We start from the raw sequence: 16,351 nt of genomic DNA, 5'->3' as shown, positions 1-16,351 counted from the left end.
GGGCAGTCGATGAATCGGCTGGCGATCTTAGGCCGCGGGGGCTGCCACGGCCATGGCGTCGGTGCGGATGGCCAGCTTCCACAGGCGCACGGCCCGCGCCGCGAAGATGCCGCTGAAGGCGCCGTACAGCATGGGCACCGCGACGGCGAAGCTGGCCTGCTGGCGCAGTTCGGGGTGCATGGCCAGGGCCGCGCCCACCACGTACTTGGTGAAGAAGATGCCCATCATCAGCACCAGCGGCACCGCGCTCCCGGCCACGTGAAACTCGCGTGCGGCCCGGTCGTAGCGCGTGCTGGCGGGCAAGGGCTGCTGCAGCACCACCAGCACCAGCGCAGTCGCGACCACCGCCCAGCCGAGCAGGGCGCCGGGCGAATGGCCAAAGGCCGAGATCACGCCGGCCAGCGAGAGGCCGGTCATGGCAACCGGCACCATCGTGACCTTGGCCAGGCTGACACTGCCGGACATCAACTGCTTGCAGCCCAGCCACAGGAGCAGCACGAAAACGGCGAAGACCCACTTCGGGGTGTGAAGAATGATTTGCAGCAGCACGGCGTTTCTCCAACAAGAGGTGATTCGATGGGCCGGACTGTGCCGGCGCGCCCGCATCCGGGCCACGGGTCTGCGACGAAACGCAGGTCCGCGGCGCGAGACGCAGCCACCGGGCGCGAAACGCGCCGTTCGCAGCAGCTTTACCGTCGCTTTACGGTTCATAAGACAGGCGCGCTACGATGCAGCGCTCCACTAGCAGCCGTACTTGCGCACTGCCACATCACATGGAATCTCCGAACTCCGAGCCTTCTTCCGGCGATTCGCCTGCTGTTCAACCGGCAACACAACCTTCCTCGTCTCCGCCGCCACGGCCGCCCTCGCGCCGGAGGCTCTGGCTCGGAAGCCTGATCGCGCTGCTGTTGCTGCTGGCGCTGGGAGGCGGCGCCTGGTACCTCATCAACCGCAAGGCCAGCCCAACCGGCGGCCCGGGCTTCGGCGGCGCGACCGTCACGGTCGGCCATGCGGCGGCGCGCGAAGTCGAGCTGCCGGTCACCATCGATGCGCTCGGCACGGTCACGCCGCTGGCAACCATCACGCTCAAGGCGCAGGTCGGCGGCGTGCTGACCGAGGTGCTGTTCACCGAAGGGCAGACCGTTGCCAGGAACCAACTGCTCGCGCGCATCGATCCCCGGCCCTACGAGCAGGCGCTGATGCAGGCCCGCGGCACCCGCCAGCGCGACGAGGCGCAGCTCGAAGCCGCGCGCGTCACGCTGGCGCGCTATCGCACCCTGCTGGGGCAGGATTCCATCGCGCGGCAGGACGTCGACACCCAGGCCGCGCTGGTCCGCCAGCTCGAAGGCACGGTCACCACCGACCTGGCCGCCGAGGCCGCCGCCAAGCTGAACCTCGACTACACCCGCATCACCTCGCCGGTGGCCGGCCGCATCGGCCTGCGTGCCGTGGATGCGGGCAACACCGTCACGGCCAATGCGACCACGGGCATCGCAGTCATCACGCAGATGAACCCGATCGACGTGCAGTTCTCGGTGCCGCAAGACCGGGTGCCCGACATCCAGTCGCAGCTTGCCAAGGGTGAGCCGCTGCCGGTCACCGCGTTCGACCGCACCCGCGCGGTGACGCTCGACACCGGGACTTTTTCAACGCTCGACAACCTGGTCGACACCACCACCGGCACGGTCAAAGCCAAGGCCCGCTTCGGTAATGCAGAGACCACGCTGTTCCCGAGCCAGTTCGTCAACGTGCAGATGCTGCTGCGCAAGGTGCGGGCGGTGGTGGTGCCGGTGACGGCCGTGCGCACCGGCCCCAACGGCGACTATGTGTACGTGATCGACGAAGACCGCAAGGTGTCGACGCGGCCGGTGAAGCGCGGCGAAGCCAACGCCGAGGTGGTGGCCATCACCTCGGGCCTGCGTGTCGGCGAGAACGTGGTGACCGAAGGCGGCGACCGCATCAAGGACGGCGCGGTCGTGCAGCTGCAGGGCGACCGGCCCGCGGCGGGGCCGCGCGGTGCGGCTTCGGGTCCGCGCGGACAACGCGGAGAGCGCGGCGAAGGCGGAGAGCGGCGGCGCCAGCGCCCCCCGCAATGACGAGCAACCAAGACACACGGAACCAGCGAGCGCGTTCGCGATGAGCCCCTCCCGCCCCTTCATCGAACGGCCGGTGGCCACGGCGCTTCTGATGGTCGCCATCGTGCTGGCCGGCCTCGTCGGCTTGCGGCTGCTGCCGCTGGCCGCGCTGCCGCAGGTCGACTACCCGACCATCCAGGTTCAGACCCTCTATCCCGGCGCCAGCCCCGAGGTCATGGGCCGCACCGTCACGGCCCCGCTCGAGCGCCAGTTCGGCCAGATGGCCGGCCTCAACCGCATGAGCTCGGTGAGCTCGGCGGGCGTGTCGATCGTCACGCTGCAGTTCGCGCTCGACCAGACGCTGGACGTGGCCGAGCAGCAGGTGCAGGCCGCCATCAACGCGGGCAGCTCGCTGCTGCCGGCCGACCTGCCGGCGCCGCCCGTGTACGCCAAGGTGAACCCGGCCGATGCGCCCATCCTCACGCTGGCCGTGAGCTCCGAGACCATGCCGCTCACCGAGGTGCAGAACCTCGTGAACACGCGGCTCGCACAGAAGATCAGCCAGGTCAGCGGCGTGGGGCTGGTGTCGCTTTCGGGCGGGCAGCGGCCGGCCGTGCGCATCCAGGCCGACACCAACGCCCTCGCGTCGGTGGGCATCGGCCTGGACACGCTGCGCAGCGCCATCACCGCGGCCAACGCCAACAGCGCCAAGGGCAGCTTCGACGGACCGAAGCGGGCCTACACCATCAACGCCAACGACCAGCTCGTGACGGCGGACGACTACAAGAACCTCATCGTCGCGTGGAAGAACGGCGCGCCCGTGCGCATGACCGAGGTGGCGCGCGTGGTCGATGGCGCCGAGAACACGCAGCTGGGCGCCTGGGCAGCGCTTCGCGCCGGCGAGGAGCCGGCAACGCTCTACCCGGCCATCATCCTCAACGTGCAGCGGCAGCCCGGGGCGAACGTGATCGGCACGGTCGATGCCATCAAGAAGCAGCTGCCCGAACTGCAGGCATCGCTCCCGGGCTCGCTCAAGGTGGAGGTGCTGAGCGACCGCACCACCGGCATCCGCGCCTCGGTCTCGCACGTGCAGATCGAACTCGGGCTGGCCGTGGTGATGGTGGTGCTGGTGATCTTCTTCTTCCTGCACAGCGTACGCGCCACGATCATCGCCAGCCTGGCGGTGCCGATCTCGCTCGTGGGCACCTGCGGGTTGATGTACCTGCTGGGCTACAGCCTCAACAACCTGAGCCTGATGGCGCTGACCATTGCCACCGGTTTCGTGGTGGACGACGCGATCGTGATGATCGAGAACATCGCGCGCTACCTCGAAGAGGGCGACCCGCCGTTCAAGGCCGCGCTCAAGGGGGCCACGCAGATCGGCTTCACCATCATCTCGCTCACGGTGTCGCTCATTGCGGTGCTCATTCCGCTGCTGTTCATGGGCGACGTGGTGGGGCGGCTGTTCCGCGAGTTTGCCGTCACCCTGGCCATCACCATCCTGATCTCCGCCGTGGTGTCGCTCACGCTGGTGCCGATGATGTCGGCGCGCTGGCTCAAGCCCCAGGCCGAGGAGGGCGGGCGCTTCGGTGCCAGCGTGCAGCGCTTCTTCAACCGCGTGATCGCGCGTTATGACGTGTGGCTGCAATGGGTGCTGCGCCACCAGCCGCTGACGCTCCTCGTTGCGCTGGCCACGCTGGCGCTCACGGTGCTGCTCTACGTGGTGATTCCGAAGGGGCTTTTTCCCACGCAGGACACCGGACAACTGCAGGCCCGCATCGAGGCGGCGCAGGACGTGTCGTACACGCGAATGGCCGAGCTGCAGCAGCAAGCCGCCAAGGCCATCCTGGCCGACCCCGAAGTGGCCAGCGTGAGCTCGGTGGTGGGCGTTGACGCCGCCAACAACACGGCGCTGAACACCGGCAGCATGCTCATCAACATGCGCGCCGACCGCGGCAACCAGGAAGCCACAATGCAGCGCCTGCGCGAGCGCGTGCGTGCCGTGGCCGGCGTGACGCTGTACCTGCAGCCCACGCAAGACCTGACCATCGACGCCGAAACCGGCCCGACCGAATTCCGCGTCTCGCTCGAAGGGGTGGACACCAACACCGTCGATGCCTGGGCGCAAAAGCTGGTGGAGCGCCTGCGCTCCGAACCCCTGGTGCGCAACCCCACCACCACGGCGGGTGCCCAGGGCCTGGCCGCGTACGTGGACATCGACCGCAACACGGCCTCGCGCCTGTCGGTGACGGCCAGTTCGGTGGACGACACGCTCTACAGCGCGTTCGGCCAGCGCATCGTCTCGACCATCTTCACCGAAACCAACCAGTACCGCGTGATCCTGGAAGCGCAGCGCGAAGCCCTGGCGTCGCCGCAGCTGCTGGGCAACCTGCAGCTGCGCACGGGTGGCGGCGGTGCGACCACGCTGTCGTCGATTGCCACGGTGCGCGAGCAGCCGGCGCCGCTGCAGGTCACGCACGTGGCGCAGTATCCGGCGGCCACCGTGGGCTTCGACACGGCGGAGAACGTGGCGCTCGGAAAGTCGGTGGCGGCCATTCGCGCGGCGGCCAAGGAAATCGGCATGCCGTCGAGCATGACCATGACCTTCCTGGGTGCGGCGGGTGCTTACGAAAAGTCGCTTTCCAACCAGCTGTGGCTCATCCTGGCGGCGGTGGTGTGCGTGTACATCGTGCTGGGCGTGCTGTATGAGAGCTACATCCATCCGCTGACCATTCTCTCGACGCTGCCCTCGGCCGGCGTGGGCGCGCTGCTGGCCTTGATGGTCACCGGCAACGACCTGGGCGTGATCGGCATCATCGGCATCATCCTCTTGATCGGCATCGTGAAGAAGAACGCGATCATGATGATCGACTTTGCCATCGACGCCGAGCGGCGCGAGGGCAAGTCGCCGCAGGAGGCCATCCACCAGGCGGCATTGCTGCGCTTCCGGCCCATTCTGATGACCACGCTGGCGGCGCTTTTCGCGGCGCTGCCGCTGATGTTCGGCTGGGGCGAGGGCGCCGAGCTGCGCCGGCCACTCGGCCTGGCGATCTTCGGCGGGCTGGTGGTGAGCCAGGTGCTCACGCTGTTCACCACGCCGGTGGTCTACCTGGCGTTCGACCGGCTGGGCCGCCGCTTCGGGCCCAAGCGGGAGGCCGCGGCCGCATGAACCTCTCCAGGCCTTTCGTCGAACGTCCGATTGCCACGGTCCTTTTGACCATCGGCATCGCGCTGGCCGGGATCGCGGCGTTCTTCGTGCTGCCTGTGTCGCCGTTGCCGCAGGTCGACTTTCCCACCATCTCGGTGACGGCCAGCCTCGCGGGCGCGAGCCCGAGCACCATGGCATCGAGCGTTGCCACGCCGCTGGAGCGGCGGCTCGGCGTGATCGCGGGTGTCAACGAACTCACCTCGACCAGTTCCAACGGCTCGACGCGCATCAGCCTGCAGTTCGACCTCAAGCGCAACATCGACAGCGCCGCGCGCGAGGTGCAGGCCGCCATCAACGCGGCGCGGGCCGACCTGCCGGCCACCTTGCGCAGCAACCCGACCTACCGCAAGCGCAACCCGACGGCCGCACCCATCGCGATCCTGGCGCTCACCTCCAAGACGCGCACGCCGGGGCAGATCTACGAGGCGGTGTCCAACATCGTGAGCCAGAAGCTCTCGCAGGTGGAGGGCGTGGGCGAGGTCGAGATCGGCGGCGGTTCGCTGCCGGCCGTGCGGGTGGAGCTCGAGCCCTTCTCGCTCAACCGCTTCGGCATCAGCAGCGAAGACGTGCGCGCCGCCATCCAGGCCAACAACGCCAACCGTCCCAAGGGCGCGATCGAGAACGACGAGCGCCGGCTGCAGATCTACACGCCCTCGCCGGGCCGCCACGCAGTGGAGTACCGCGACATGGTGATCGCCTGGCGCAACGGCGCGGCCGTGCGGCTGGGCGACGTCGCGCGGGTGATCGACAGCGTGGAGAACACGCGCACCCTGGGTCTCTTCAACGGCCAGCCGGCGGTGGTCGTGCTGGTCACGCAGGAGCCCGGCGCCAACATCATCCAGACCGTGGACGGCGTGCGCGAGCTGCTGCCCGAACTGCGCGCGCAGCTGCCGCAAGACATCGAGGTGCAGGTGGCCTCCGACCGCACCAACTCCATCCGCGCCTCGCTGCGCGAGATCGAGGCCACGCTGATGATCTCCATCGCGCTTGTGGTGCTCGTGGTGGGCCTGTTCCTGCGCCGTGCGCGTGCCACCATCATTCCGGCCGTGGCCACGGTGGTGTCGCTGCTCGGCACCTTCGGCGTGATGCACCTGCTGGGCTACAGCCTGAACAACCTGAGCCTGATGGCGCTCACGGTGGCCACCGGCTTCGTGGTGGACGACGCCATCGTGGTGCTCGAGAACACCAGCCGCCACATCGAGGCCGGCGTGGGCCGCATCGAGGCGGCCCTGCGCGGCGCGCGCGAGGTGGGCTTCACCGTGCTGTCGATCAGCCTGTCGCTGGTGGCGGTGTTCATACCGCTGCTGTTCATGGACGGGCAGATCGGCCGCCTGTTCCGCGAATTCGCGGTCACGCTGTCGGTGGCGGTGCTGATTTCGCTGGTGATCTCGCTCACCACCACGCCCATGCTGTGCGCCATGCTGCTGCGGGCCGAGCAGCCCGGTGCCAAGCCGCCGGGGCGCCTGGCGCGCATGGCGGAAAGCGTCTATCAGTGGAGCCTGCGCACCTATGCCCACAGCCTCGACTGGGCGCTCGCGAGCAAGGCCGTGGTCATGGTGGTGCTGCTGGCCGTCATCGGGCTCAACGTGTACCTGTTCTCCGCCATTCCCAAGGGCTACTTCCCCGAGCAGGACAACGGCCAGCTCAATGCGGGCCTGCGCGCGGACCAGAGCATTTCGTCGGCCGCGCTGAGCGAAAAACTGCGCCAGGCGGTCGACATCATCCACAAGGATCCGGCCGTCGATACCGTGGTGGGCTTCGCGGGTGGCAGCCGCTCGGGCGGCGGCTTCATGTTCGTCAACCTCAAGCCGGTGTCGCAGCGTAGCGAGAAGACCGCCGCGGTGGTCAACAGGCTGCGGCCGCAGCTCAACCAGCTCACCGGCCTGCGGGTGTTCCTGAGCCCGGTGCAAGACCTGCGCATGGGCGGGCGTTCGAGCAACTCCGCCTACCAGTACACGCTGAAGGGCGACAACCTGGCCGACCTGCGCACCTGGACCGCCAAGCTGGCCGATCGGCTGCGCCAGGAAACGGCGCTGACCGATGTCGACAGCGACCAGGCGGACAACGGCGTGGAGACCTACGTCGATGTCGACCGCGAAAGCGCCGCGCGGCTGGGCGTGACGTCGAGCGCGGTCGACAGCGCGCTCTACAACGCCTACGGCCAGCGCTCGGTCGCCACCATCTACGACGAGCTCAACCAGTATTCGGTGATCATGGAATGGGCACCACGCTACCAGCGCGCGCCCGTCGTGCTGAAGGACCTGTACGTACCCTCGACGCTCACCACCAGCACCACCGCGAGCGGTGCCTCCGTCGTGAGTTCGCTGGCCAACACCACCGACGCGACCACCGGCACCTCGACCACCACGTCGGCCAACCCGGCACTGCGCACCGCGTCCACCGGCCAGGCGCTGGCCGCGAACACCACGCTGATGGTGCCGCTGTCGGCCATTGCCAAGGTCAGCGAGCGCGCGGTGCCGAGCTCCATCGACCACCAGGACACGGAGCTCGCGAGCACAGTCTCGTTCAACCTGGACGAGGGCGTCACGCTGCAGGAGGCGCGGCGCATCGTCGCGCAGGCCGAGGCCGACATTGCCATGCCCGTGAACGTGCGAGGCAGCTTCCAGGGCACGGCGCTGGCGGCGCAGCAATCGCAGGGGCAGCAGCTGGCGCTCATCGTGGCGGCCATCGTGGTCATCTACATCGTGCTCGGCATACTCTACGAAAGCCTGATTCACCCGATCACCGTGCTGACCACGCTGCCTTCGGCGGGCGTGGGCGCGGTGCTCGCGCTGCTGCTGTTCCGCATGGATTTTTCGATCATTGCGCTGATCGGGCTTTTCCTCCTGATCGGCATCGTGAAGAAGAATGCGATTCTGATCATCGACTTCGCGCTCGAGGCCGAGCGCGCCCGCGGCATCTCGGCGGTGGAAGCGGTGCGCGAGGCCTGCCTGCTGCGTTTCCGGCCGATTCTCATGACCACGCTGGCCGCCGCGCTGGGCGCGCTGCCGCTGGCCATCGGCTTCGGCCAGGGCGCCGAACTGCGCCAGCCGCTGGGCGTGGCGATCATCGGCGGCCTGGTGGCGAGCCAGCTGCTCACCCTGCTGACCACGCCGGTGGTCTACGTGCTGCTCGACAAGCTGCGCCGGCGCTCCGGCAACGAGCGCCACCTGAGCCGCGCGGCAAGCTCACCCGTATGAAACCCACCCCCGTCTCGCTCACTTCGTGTAGCTCGACTCTCCCCTCAAGGGGGCAACACCGGCGGCCCGGCAAAGCCGGTTCCGCGGTGTTCCCGGCCTCCGAGAAAATGAATCCCTTGCCATGACACATCGCACCCGCATCCCTTCGCTGTCCGCGCTCGCCTTCGCGGCCATGGTGGCCGGCTGCGCCGTAGGCCCTGCATACCAGGTGCCAAGCTCGGCCATGCCCGCCGGGTGGAAAGAGCAGAAGACCGCCGAGGGCTGGCTGCCCGCCGCCCCGGCCGACGCGCTCGACCGCGGCGATTGGTGGAAGCTCTTCGGCGATGCCGCGCTCGACGAGCTGGCCGCCAGGGTGCAGGTGTCGAACCAGAACATTGCCGCGGCCGTAGCCAACTACGCGCAGGCGAAGGCCCTGGTGCGGGGAGAGCGTGCCGCGCTGTTTCCCACGGTTTCGCTCGACGGCAGCGGCCGGCGAAGCGGCAACATCGGCGGCAGCAGCAATGCGTCCAATGCCTTTTCCGCCACGCTGGGTGTCGACTGGGCACCCGATGTCTGGGGCCGGTTGCGGCAGGCCGTGACCAGCGCCGAGGCCAATGCGCAGGCCAGCGAGGCCGACCTGGCGTCGGCACGCCTCTCGGCCATCGGCGACCTGGCGACCAATTATTTTTCTTTGCGCGAAGCCGACGCCGAGATCGTTCTGCTCGACCAGACCATCGAGGGCTACCAGCGCGCCTTCGAGATCACGAGCAACCGCTACAAGGCCGGCATCGCGGCCCAGACCGACGTGCTGCAGGCGCAGACCCAGCTCGTGACCGCGCAGGCCGAGCGCGTGGGCCTGCAGCGCTCCCGCACCACGCTGGAGCACGCCATTGCCATGCTGGTGGGCGTCGCCCCCGCCGACTTCAGCCTGCCCGCCGCGCAGTGGACACCCACGGTGCCCGGCATCCCCACCGGCGTGCCGTCGACCCTGCTGCAGCGCCGGCCCGACATTGCCGCAGCGGAGCGCGCGGTGGCCGCGGCCAATGCGCAGATAGGCATTGCGCGGTCGGCGTACTTCCCGAACTTCGGGCTCAGCGCTTCGGTGGGCAGCAGCGCGAGCCGCGTGAAAGACCTGTTCAACGCATCCAACACGCTGTGGGCGCTCGGCCTCTCGGTGGCGCAGGTGGTGTTCGATGCGGGCGCCATCGGCGCGAGCGTCGACTCGGCCAAGGCGGCCCACGAAGCCAGCGTGGCACGCTACCGGCAGGCGGTGCTCACGGCGTTCCAGGCGGTGGAAGACCAGTTGACGGCCGGCGCCGCGCTCGCACAGCAAGAGGGCCTGCGGCGCGAGGCTTCGGCCGCCGCCGACAAGACCGAGCAGCAGTTGCTCAATCGCTATCGCGCGGCCCAGGTGAGCTACACCGAGGTGGTCACGGCGCAGGCAGCCGCCCTCAGCGCGCGGCGCACGCTGGTGCAGCTGCAGGTCAATCGGCAGACCGCCGCGGTGGCGCTGATCCAGGCCTTGGGCGGCGGCTGGCAACAGCCTACTCCCCTCCGCTGAGCGGAGTGAACTGGCTGTGCGCGAGATGGGCGGCTGCCCATCTCCTCAGCCCCGGCGCGGATAGCGCTCGGAGCCGTTCTTCTTCACGGCGCGATGGTCATGCGCTCAGTGCGCGTGACGGTCCATCGACCCGCCGAGGTAGTCCTTGTCGGTCACCAGAACCCAGAGCGCGAGCACCAGGATCGCCGCCGCCACGAGCACCGCATTCACCATCGCTTTCTCGACGGTGGCAAAGCCGAGTACCCAGGGCGACACGGCCAGCCAGATGGCAATGGCGCCTTCGGTCCACTCTTCCCATGCACGCGGTACCAGGGTCGCCCCCAGCGCCACGGCGCCGAGCACGATGCCTGTCGCCACTGCGCTCCACATCGCGTAAGTGACGTCCTGGAACCCCAGGACCCAAGGCGAGATGATCAGCCACGCACCGAGCGCAACGCTGACCGGGTCTTGCCAATGTTTCACCTGCTTCATGGTCATTACCTCCTGTCGCGGCACACAACCGCGACAGTCGTTCGACTATTCGGGCTCGGGCGGGGTTCCGCCAATGCGGCACTGCAGCACGCGGATTCGGCTCGGAGGCCTAATTTCCGCGCGGCACCGGCGGCACCAGATAGGCCCCTGACTCGAACAGCTGCGCCTCGGCCTGGTCGATGCGCCGGATCACCGGCTTGCCCGCGCGGCTTGCGAGCAGTTCGACCAGCGCCTCGGTCACGGCAACCCCCGCCGCCACCGACGGAAAGAAAGAAGGGCTGTTGATCGTGAAAAGCAGCGTTTCGTCCGCCAGCAGCGACAGCGGCGATGCCACGCTGTCGGTGATGGCGACGATGCGGCAGCCGGCCGCCTTGGCCGCCTCTGCCACCTGCAGCGCCTCGCGCGAGTAGGGCATGAAGCTGGCCACCACCAGCGCGTCGCCCTTGGCAAAGGCGCGCTGCTGCATTTCGAGCGAGCCGCCCTGGCCGTCGACCAGGTGCACGCTGGCGCGGAAGAGCCGATACACGTAGACGAACGAAAACGCGATCGGAAAGCAGGCCCTGAAACCCGCCGCATGCACGGCCGGCGCTTTCTCGATCAGCGCACAGGCTTTTTGCAGCGCCTGCTCGCTCTGCTGGTGCGTGGCCTCGAGGTTGCGGCGCTGCACCTCGAACATCTCGGCCGTCAGGCTTCGGTCCTGCGCGCGGCCGATGAGTTGCTTGGCCCGCCCGCCGTAGGTTTCGCTGCCGAGGCCCATGTCGCCGGCAAAGGCTTCCTTGAGTTGCGGCCAGCCCGCATAGCCCAGGTGCTGCGCAAAACGCACCAGCGTGGCCGGCGTGCTCTGCGCGCGCGTGCCCACGTTGCGCATCGATGCGGTCACCACCTCGTTGGGGTGGTCGAGCACGTAGCGCGCAACCTGCTGCAGGGCCGGGCTCAACTCGTTGAAACGCTGGCGGATCTGGTCTCTGGCGCCCATGGCGGTGTCTCTCTTCTGGCGGTCGTTGGAACGAATGTACCGGACATGGAACGACGCAACAGTTGACGGAACAAATGTTCCAAACAATAATCCGGCGGAAACGTTAGTTCCAAACACGCAATCGCCATCCACCGCCGCCCAGCCGCCATGACGCACGTCTTTCACCGTCACCTTCGCCAGACCCCGCCCGTTGCCGCCGGCTCCGGCGGATTGTTCATCCGCGACGCCGAAGGCCGCGAATACCTCGATGCCTCGGGCGGCGCGGCCGTGTCGTCGCTCGGCCACGCGCACCCCGAGGTGCTGGCCGCCATGCATGCGCAGATCGACAAGCTGGCCTACGCGCACACCAGCTTCTTCACGAGCGAAGTGGCCGAGCAACTGGCCGACGAGCTGATCGCTTTCGCCCCCGAGGGCATGAGCCATGCGTACCTGGTGAGCGGCGGGTCCGAGGCGGTCGAGGCGGCGCTCAAGATGGCGCGGCAGTATTTCGTCGAAATCGGAGAGCCGCAGCGCACGCACTTCATCGCGCGCCGCCAGAGTTATCACGGCAACACGCTCGGTGCGCTGGCCGTGGGCGGCAATGCATGGCGGCGCGAGCCGTTCGCGCCCATCCTCGTGCCGGCCACGCATGTGGCGCCGTGCTACCCCTATCGCGAGCAGCGGGCCGATGAAAGCGCCGAGCAATACGGCCTGCGCCTTGCGGCCGAACTCGAAGCCGCCATCGTCGCGCAGGGCGCCGATCGCGTTATCGCCTTCGTGGCCGAAACGGTGGGCGGCGCCACGGCCGGCGTGCTCACGCCCGTGCCGGGCTACTTCAAGGCCGTGCGCGCGGTGTGCGACAAATACGGCGTGCTGCTGATCCTCGACGAGGTGATGTGCGGCATGGGCCGCACCGGCACGCTGCATGCCTGCGAACAGGAGGGCGTGGTGCCCGACCTGATGACCATTGCCAAGGGCCTGGGCGGCGGCTACCAGCCGATCGGCGCGGTGCTGGCGCAGGGCAGGATCGTCCAGGCCATGTCCAAGGGCAGCGGTTTCTTCCAGCATGGCCACACCTATCTCGGCCATCCGATGGCCTGTGCGGCGGCGCTCGCGGTGCAGCAGGTGATCCGGCGCGACGGCCTGGTCGCCAAGGTGCGCGAAGACGGCGCGGCCTTTGGCGCCATGCTGGCCGACGCGCTCGGCGGCCATGCGCACGTGGGCGACATCCGCGGCCGCGGCTTCTTCTGGGGCATCGAGCTGGTGGCCGACCGCGCGAGCAAGGCGCCGTTCGATCCGGCCTTGCAGGTCAACGCAGCCATCAAGAAGGACGCCATGGCGCGCGGCCTGCTGTGCTACCCCTTTGGCGGCACGGTCGATGGCCGGCAGGGCGACCACGTGCTGCTGGCGCCACCGTTCATCGCAACGCGGCAAGACCTGCGGGAAATCGCCACCCGCCTCGCTGCTTCGATCGACGCGGTGACGAGTGCCGCCGCGCGCTGACCACTTTCGATTTTCTTTCGCCGTTTTCTTCAACCGCCGTTCCGAGGAGCGCTCCCATGCCCAAGCTTCGTCTGCCGATTCCCTTCGGTGCTGCCGCTCTCGCGGTGGCCTTCGCCCTGTTGTTGCCGCACACGTCCGCACAGGCCCAGGACAACAACGACACGCTCGCCAAGATCAAGGCAAGCGGCACCATCACCTTCGGCTACCGCGAGTCGTCGTTCGGCTTTTCGTACCTCGATGGCAACCTGAAGCCCGTGGGCTACAGCATCGAGATCTGCAACCGCATCGTCGAGGCAGTGAAGAGCGAGCTCAAGCTGCCGGCCGTCGAGATCAAGTACCAGGCCGTGACCTCGGCCAACCGCATTCCGCTGGTGCAGAACGGCACGGTCGACATCGAGTGCGGCTCCACCACCAACCTGGTCGAACGCCAGAAGCAGGTGGCGTTTTCGCCCGACATCTTCCGCTACAACGTGCGCATGCTGGTCAAGGCCGATTCGGGCATCAGGAGCATTGCCGACCTGCAGGGCAAGACGGTGGTCACCACCACCGGCACCACCTCGTTCCGTCTGCTGCGCGAAGCCGACAAGGGCCGCAATCTCGAGGTGAACAACCTCGGCGGCAAGGACCACAGCGATTCGTTCCTGCTGGTGGAAAGCGGCAGGGCGCAGGCCTTCGTGCTCGACGACATCCTGCTGGCCGGCCAGATCGCGAATGCGCGCAACCCGAAGGACTTCATCGTCACCGGCGAGAGCCTGCGCACCGAGAACCAGTCGCTCATGTTCCGCAAGGACGACCCGGCCTTCAAGGCGCTGGTGGACCGCGTGGTGTCGGGCATGATGAAGTCCGGCGAGATGGAGAAGCTCTACAACAAGTGGTTCACGTCGCCGATTCCGCCCAAGGGCATCAACATCAACTACCCGCTCAACGCCGAGACCAAAGAGGCTTTCGCCAACCCGTCTTCGAAGGGCATCTGACCGCCGTTTCCGCATGACCCGCATCGCACTGATCCACGCGCTTTCGCATTCGGTGGCGCCCATCAACGCCGCCTTCGAGCGCGACTGGCCCGAAGCCGTGCGCATGAATTTGCTGGACGACAGCCTGTCGGCCGATCTGGCGCGCGGCGGCCACGGGCTCGACGCCGCCATGCACGAGCGATTTCAGCGGCTCGCGCAGTACGCGGTCGATACCGGCGCAGAGGGCATTCTCTTCACCTGCTCGGCCTTCGGGCCGTGCATCGAGGCGGTGGCGCGGCGGCATGCGGGCATTCCGGTGCTCAAGCCCAACGAGGCCATGGTTGCCGAGGCCGCGCAAGCTCAGACCGAAGGGCAGGGCAAGCTCGGCCTCATCGCAACCTTCGCGGCCACGCTCGTGTCGATGCCACCCGAATTCCCGTCCGGCATCGCGCTCGAACCCGTGCTCGCCGAAGGCGCGCTCGATGCGCTGAACGCTGGCGACACGCAGCGCCACGATGCGTTGATTGCCGCGCAGGCGCTGGCGCTGCGCCAACTCGGTTGCACGCGCATTGCGCTCGCGCAGTTCAGCATGGCCCGCGCACGCACCGCCTGCGAGCAAGCGAGCGGCCTGCCAGTGCTCACCACCGTCGACAGTGCGGTGCGGGCCCTGCGGCTGCGCGCCGGTCAAGTCCCCGGATAAGGCCCGCAATTGTCAGGGGCCAGCTGAACCGGGCCTGACTCGATGCCTCGCCATAATTGATGCTCTTTAAAGGAGTAAGCGTGGACATCGTTTTGCTGGTGAAGGCCGCGGTCATGGGCATCGTCGAGGGGCTGACCGAGTTTCTGCCCATCTCGTCGACCGGACATCTGATTCTTGCGGGCTCGTTGCTCGGCTTCGACGACGCCAAGGCCAAGGTGTTCGACATTGCCATCCAGACCGGTGCGATCTTCGCGGTGATCCTGGTGTACTGGCAAAAGATCCATTCCACCGTGGTGGCGTTGCCGCGGCAGGCCAGGGCCAGGCGTCTTGCGCTCAACGTGGTCATCGGCTTCATTCCCGCCGTGCTGCTCGGGCTGATATTCGGCAAGATGATCAAGGAGCAGCTCTTCACGCCCGTGGTGGTGGCCAGCACCTTCATCATTGGCGGTTTCATCATCCTGTGGGCCGAGAAGCGGCCGCCGGGCTCGATCCGCATCGAGCACGTCGACGACATGACGATGTGGGACGCCCTCAAGGTCGGCCTGGTGCAGTGCTTCGCGATGATTCCGGGCACCAGCCGTAGCGGCTCGACCATCATCGGCGGCATGCTGCTCGGCCTGTCGCGCCAGGCCGCCACGGACTTCTCGTTCTTTCTTGCCATTCCGACGCTGATCGGCGCCGGCGCCTACAGCCTCTACAAGGAGCGCGCACTGCTCTCGATGGCCGACGTTCCGTTGTTCTCCGTGGGGCTGGTGTTTTCGTTCGCGAGCGCGTGGCTTTGCGTGCGCTGGCTGCTGAAGTACATCAGCACGCACGACTTCATTCCGTTTGCCTGGTACCGCATTGCCTTCGGCATCGTGGTGCTGGCCACTGCATGGACCGGCACGGTGGTCTGGGCGGAGTGAGCGCGATGCGCCGCCGCGCCGGGGCTGCGAAGAGCCGCCCGCCTCAGCGCAGCAAAATGGTTCCATTGACCGTGTGCGCCGCTCCGGCTCGCGAGCCGAAGGCCAGCTTTCTATAGATGTCCCTGGTGCGGCGTTCCACCGCCAGCCGGGGCGTCGAAAGCGTTTCGGCGATGTCGCGGTGGGTCATCCCCTGCACCACGAGTTCCAGCATGTTGCGTTCGCGCAGCGTCAGCATCACGTCCGGCATGGACAGCAAGTCGCTGGCGTGATCGGCATGCCACGCGAGAATGCGCCGGGCAATGGCCGCATCGATGAGCGCGCCGCCTTGTTCGATGCTTCGCAGCGCGATGCTGAGTTCCAGATCGTCGCGTACCTTCAGCAAATAGGCCGCGGCGCCTGCGCGCAATGCCGAAAAAATGGCTTCCTCGGTGCGCAACGAGGCGGAAATTGCCACCGCGGACACCTGCGGGTGGTGCGCTTGCAGCCATTCGATGAGTTCGATTCCGCGGCCGTCCGGCAACCCGATGTCCACCAGGGCGACGCCGAAGTGCTGGCTCTCGAACAATTGGATGGCCGTCGCGTCGTCGTCGGTCCACGCGATCTGCGGCTCGTCGCATCCGAGCATCGACAAAACGTAGTGCAAACGTTCCTGCATCCCCCGGTCGTTTTCGACCACGAGGGTCGGGCTCAGGGAGATGGCTTCAAGGGCTTCCGACTGAGAAGTTGACATTCGTGGGACATTTTGGAACGGGGGCCTGCGAAGTGGGACGTTTTTACTTATTCTCGCCGAATGTTACAGGCGATTGCAATTTGTATCATCTGGTTTGTTCCCCTCTTGACA

At 67.5% G+C, this 16,351-nt stretch carries 12 protein-coding genes; 8 read left to right on the top strand and 4 right to left on the bottom strand.

Going from position 1 to position 16,351, the window contains the following annotated elements; all coding sequences use genetic code 11:
- Positions 1–27: 27 nt before the first annotated feature.
- Positions 28–549 (bottom strand): DUF6622 family protein, encoded by a 522-nt coding sequence (locus ACJ7Z0_RS08015; protein ID WP_434789410.1) that lies wholly within the window; start codon positions 547–549, stop codon positions 28–30.
- Positions 550–773: 224 nt separating this feature from the next.
- On the opposite strand from ACJ7Z0_RS08015, the gene ACJ7Z0_RS08010 reads away from it, so the two are divergent.
- The 4 genes from ACJ7Z0_RS08010 (at position 774) to ACJ7Z0_RS07995 (ending at position 10,023) form a co-directional block, all read left to right on the top strand.
- Positions 774–2,096 carry an efflux RND transporter periplasmic adaptor subunit gene (locus tag ACJ7Z0_RS08010; protein ID WP_431129596.1) on the top strand — a complete coding sequence of 441 codons (1,323 nt, stop codon included), beginning with the start codon at positions 774–776 and terminating at the stop codon, positions 2,094–2,096.
- Positions 2,097–2,136: 40 nt separating this feature from the next.
- A complete protein-coding gene (locus ACJ7Z0_RS08005) occupies positions 2,137–5,244 on the top strand; it encodes an efflux RND transporter permease subunit (RefSeq protein ID WP_434789409.1) in 3,108 nt (1,035 codons plus the stop codon).
- On the top strand, positions 5,241–8,483 hold the full coding sequence (locus ACJ7Z0_RS08000) for an efflux RND transporter permease subunit (RefSeq protein WP_434789408.1): 3,243 nt from the start codon (positions 5,241–5,243) through the stop codon (positions 8,481–8,483). The genes ACJ7Z0_RS08005 and ACJ7Z0_RS08000 overlap by 4 nt, the downstream gene beginning before the upstream one ends.
- Positions 8,484–8,604: 121 nt before the next feature.
- On the top strand, positions 8,605–10,023 hold the full coding sequence (locus ACJ7Z0_RS07995; protein WP_434789407.1) for an efflux transporter outer membrane subunit: 1,419 nt from the start codon (positions 8,605–8,607) through the stop codon (positions 10,021–10,023).
- A gap of 105 nt (positions 10,024–10,128) precedes the next feature.
- Here ACJ7Z0_RS07995 and ACJ7Z0_RS07990 read toward each other — a convergent pair whose 3' ends face one another.
- Together ACJ7Z0_RS07990 and ACJ7Z0_RS07985 are read right to left on the bottom strand one after the other, a co-directional pair.
- Positions 10,129–10,494: an SPW repeat protein gene (locus tag ACJ7Z0_RS07990; RefSeq protein WP_307576822.1), complete on the bottom strand. Its 366-nt coding sequence runs from the start codon at positions 10,492–10,494 to the stop codon at positions 10,129–10,131.
- A 109-nt stretch (positions 10,495–10,603) separates the two neighbouring features.
- Positions 10,604–11,470 (bottom strand): MurR/RpiR family transcriptional regulator, encoded by an 867-nt coding sequence (locus tag ACJ7Z0_RS07985; protein WP_434789406.1) that lies wholly within the window; start codon positions 11,468–11,470, stop codon positions 10,604–10,606.
- 147 nt (positions 11,471–11,617) lie between these two features.
- Between ACJ7Z0_RS07985 and ACJ7Z0_RS07980 the strand changes: the two genes are divergently transcribed.
- From ACJ7Z0_RS07980 to ACJ7Z0_RS07965, 4 genes are all read left to right on the top strand, one after another.
- Positions 11,618–12,952 (top strand): aspartate aminotransferase family protein, encoded by a 1,335-nt coding sequence (locus ACJ7Z0_RS07980; RefSeq protein WP_434789405.1) that lies wholly within the window; start codon positions 11,618–11,620, stop codon positions 12,950–12,952.
- Positions 12,953–13,008: 56 nt separating this feature from the next.
- Complete coding sequence (locus ACJ7Z0_RS07975; protein ID WP_434789404.1) at positions 13,009–13,926, top strand: amino acid ABC transporter substrate-binding protein; 918 nt, start codon at positions 13,009–13,011, stop codon at positions 13,924–13,926.
- Between the two features lie 13 nt (positions 13,927–13,939).
- Positions 13,940–14,605, top strand: a complete 666-nt coding sequence (locus ACJ7Z0_RS07970; protein WP_434789403.1) for an aspartate/glutamate racemase family protein — start codon at positions 13,940–13,942, stop codon at positions 14,603–14,605.
- Between the two features lie 80 nt (positions 14,606–14,685).
- Positions 14,686–15,510, top strand: coding sequence for an undecaprenyl-diphosphate phosphatase (locus ACJ7Z0_RS07965; protein ID WP_434789402.1), 825 nt, complete (start codon positions 14,686–14,688; stop codon positions 15,508–15,510).
- A 43-nt stretch (positions 15,511–15,553) separates the two neighbouring features.
- Here the strand turns inward: ACJ7Z0_RS07965 and ACJ7Z0_RS07960 are convergent, their stop codons facing one another.
- Positions 15,554–16,186 (bottom strand): response regulator, encoded by a 633-nt coding sequence (locus ACJ7Z0_RS07960; RefSeq protein ID WP_434789401.1) that lies wholly within the window; start codon positions 16,184–16,186, stop codon positions 15,554–15,556.
- Positions 16,187–16,351 lie beyond the last annotated feature (165 nt).

The sequence above is a fragment of the Variovorax palleresanus genome (assembly GCF_051144945.1).
Classification (GTDB): domain Bacteria; phylum Pseudomonadota; class Gammaproteobacteria; order Burkholderiales; family Burkholderiaceae_C; genus Variovorax; species Variovorax paradoxus_S.
The sequence above is the reverse complement of the archived record's forward strand: the minus strand, read 5'-3'. Positions and strand labels throughout refer to the sequence as shown.

Bases quoted from the DNA above. Each gene is read 5' to 3' on its own strand.
- ACJ7Z0_RS08010 (WP_431129596.1), top strand. From the start codon at position 774: ATGGAATCTCCGAACTCCGAGCCTTCTTCCGGCGATTCGCCTGCTGTT.
- ACJ7Z0_RS07975 (WP_434789404.1), top strand. From the start codon at position 13,009: ATGCCCAAGCTTCGTCTGCCGATTCCCTTCGGTGCTGCCGCTCTCGCG.
- ACJ7Z0_RS08000 (WP_434789408.1), top strand. From the start codon at position 5,241: ATGAACCTCTCCAGGCCTTTCGTCGAACGTCCGATTGCCACGGTCCTT.
- ACJ7Z0_RS07990 (WP_307576822.1), bottom strand. From the start codon at position 10,494: ATGAAGCAGGTGAAACATTGGCAAGACCCGGTCAGCGTTGCGCTCGGT.
- ACJ7Z0_RS07985 (WP_434789406.1), bottom strand. From the start codon at position 11,470: ATGGGCGCCAGAGACCAGATCCGCCAGCGTTTCAACGAGTTGAGCCCG.
- ACJ7Z0_RS07970 (WP_434789403.1), top strand. From the start codon at position 13,940: ATGACCCGCATCGCACTGATCCACGCGCTTTCGCATTCGGTGGCGCCC.
- ACJ7Z0_RS07980 (WP_434789405.1), top strand. From the start codon at position 11,618: ATGACGCACGTCTTTCACCGTCACCTTCGCCAGACCCCGCCCGTTGCC.
- ACJ7Z0_RS07995 (WP_434789407.1), top strand. From the start codon at position 8,605: ATGACACATCGCACCCGCATCCCTTCGCTGTCCGCGCTCGCCTTCGCG.
- ACJ7Z0_RS08005 (WP_434789409.1), top strand. From the start codon at position 2,137: ATGAGCCCCTCCCGCCCCTTCATCGAACGGCCGGTGGCCACGGCGCTT.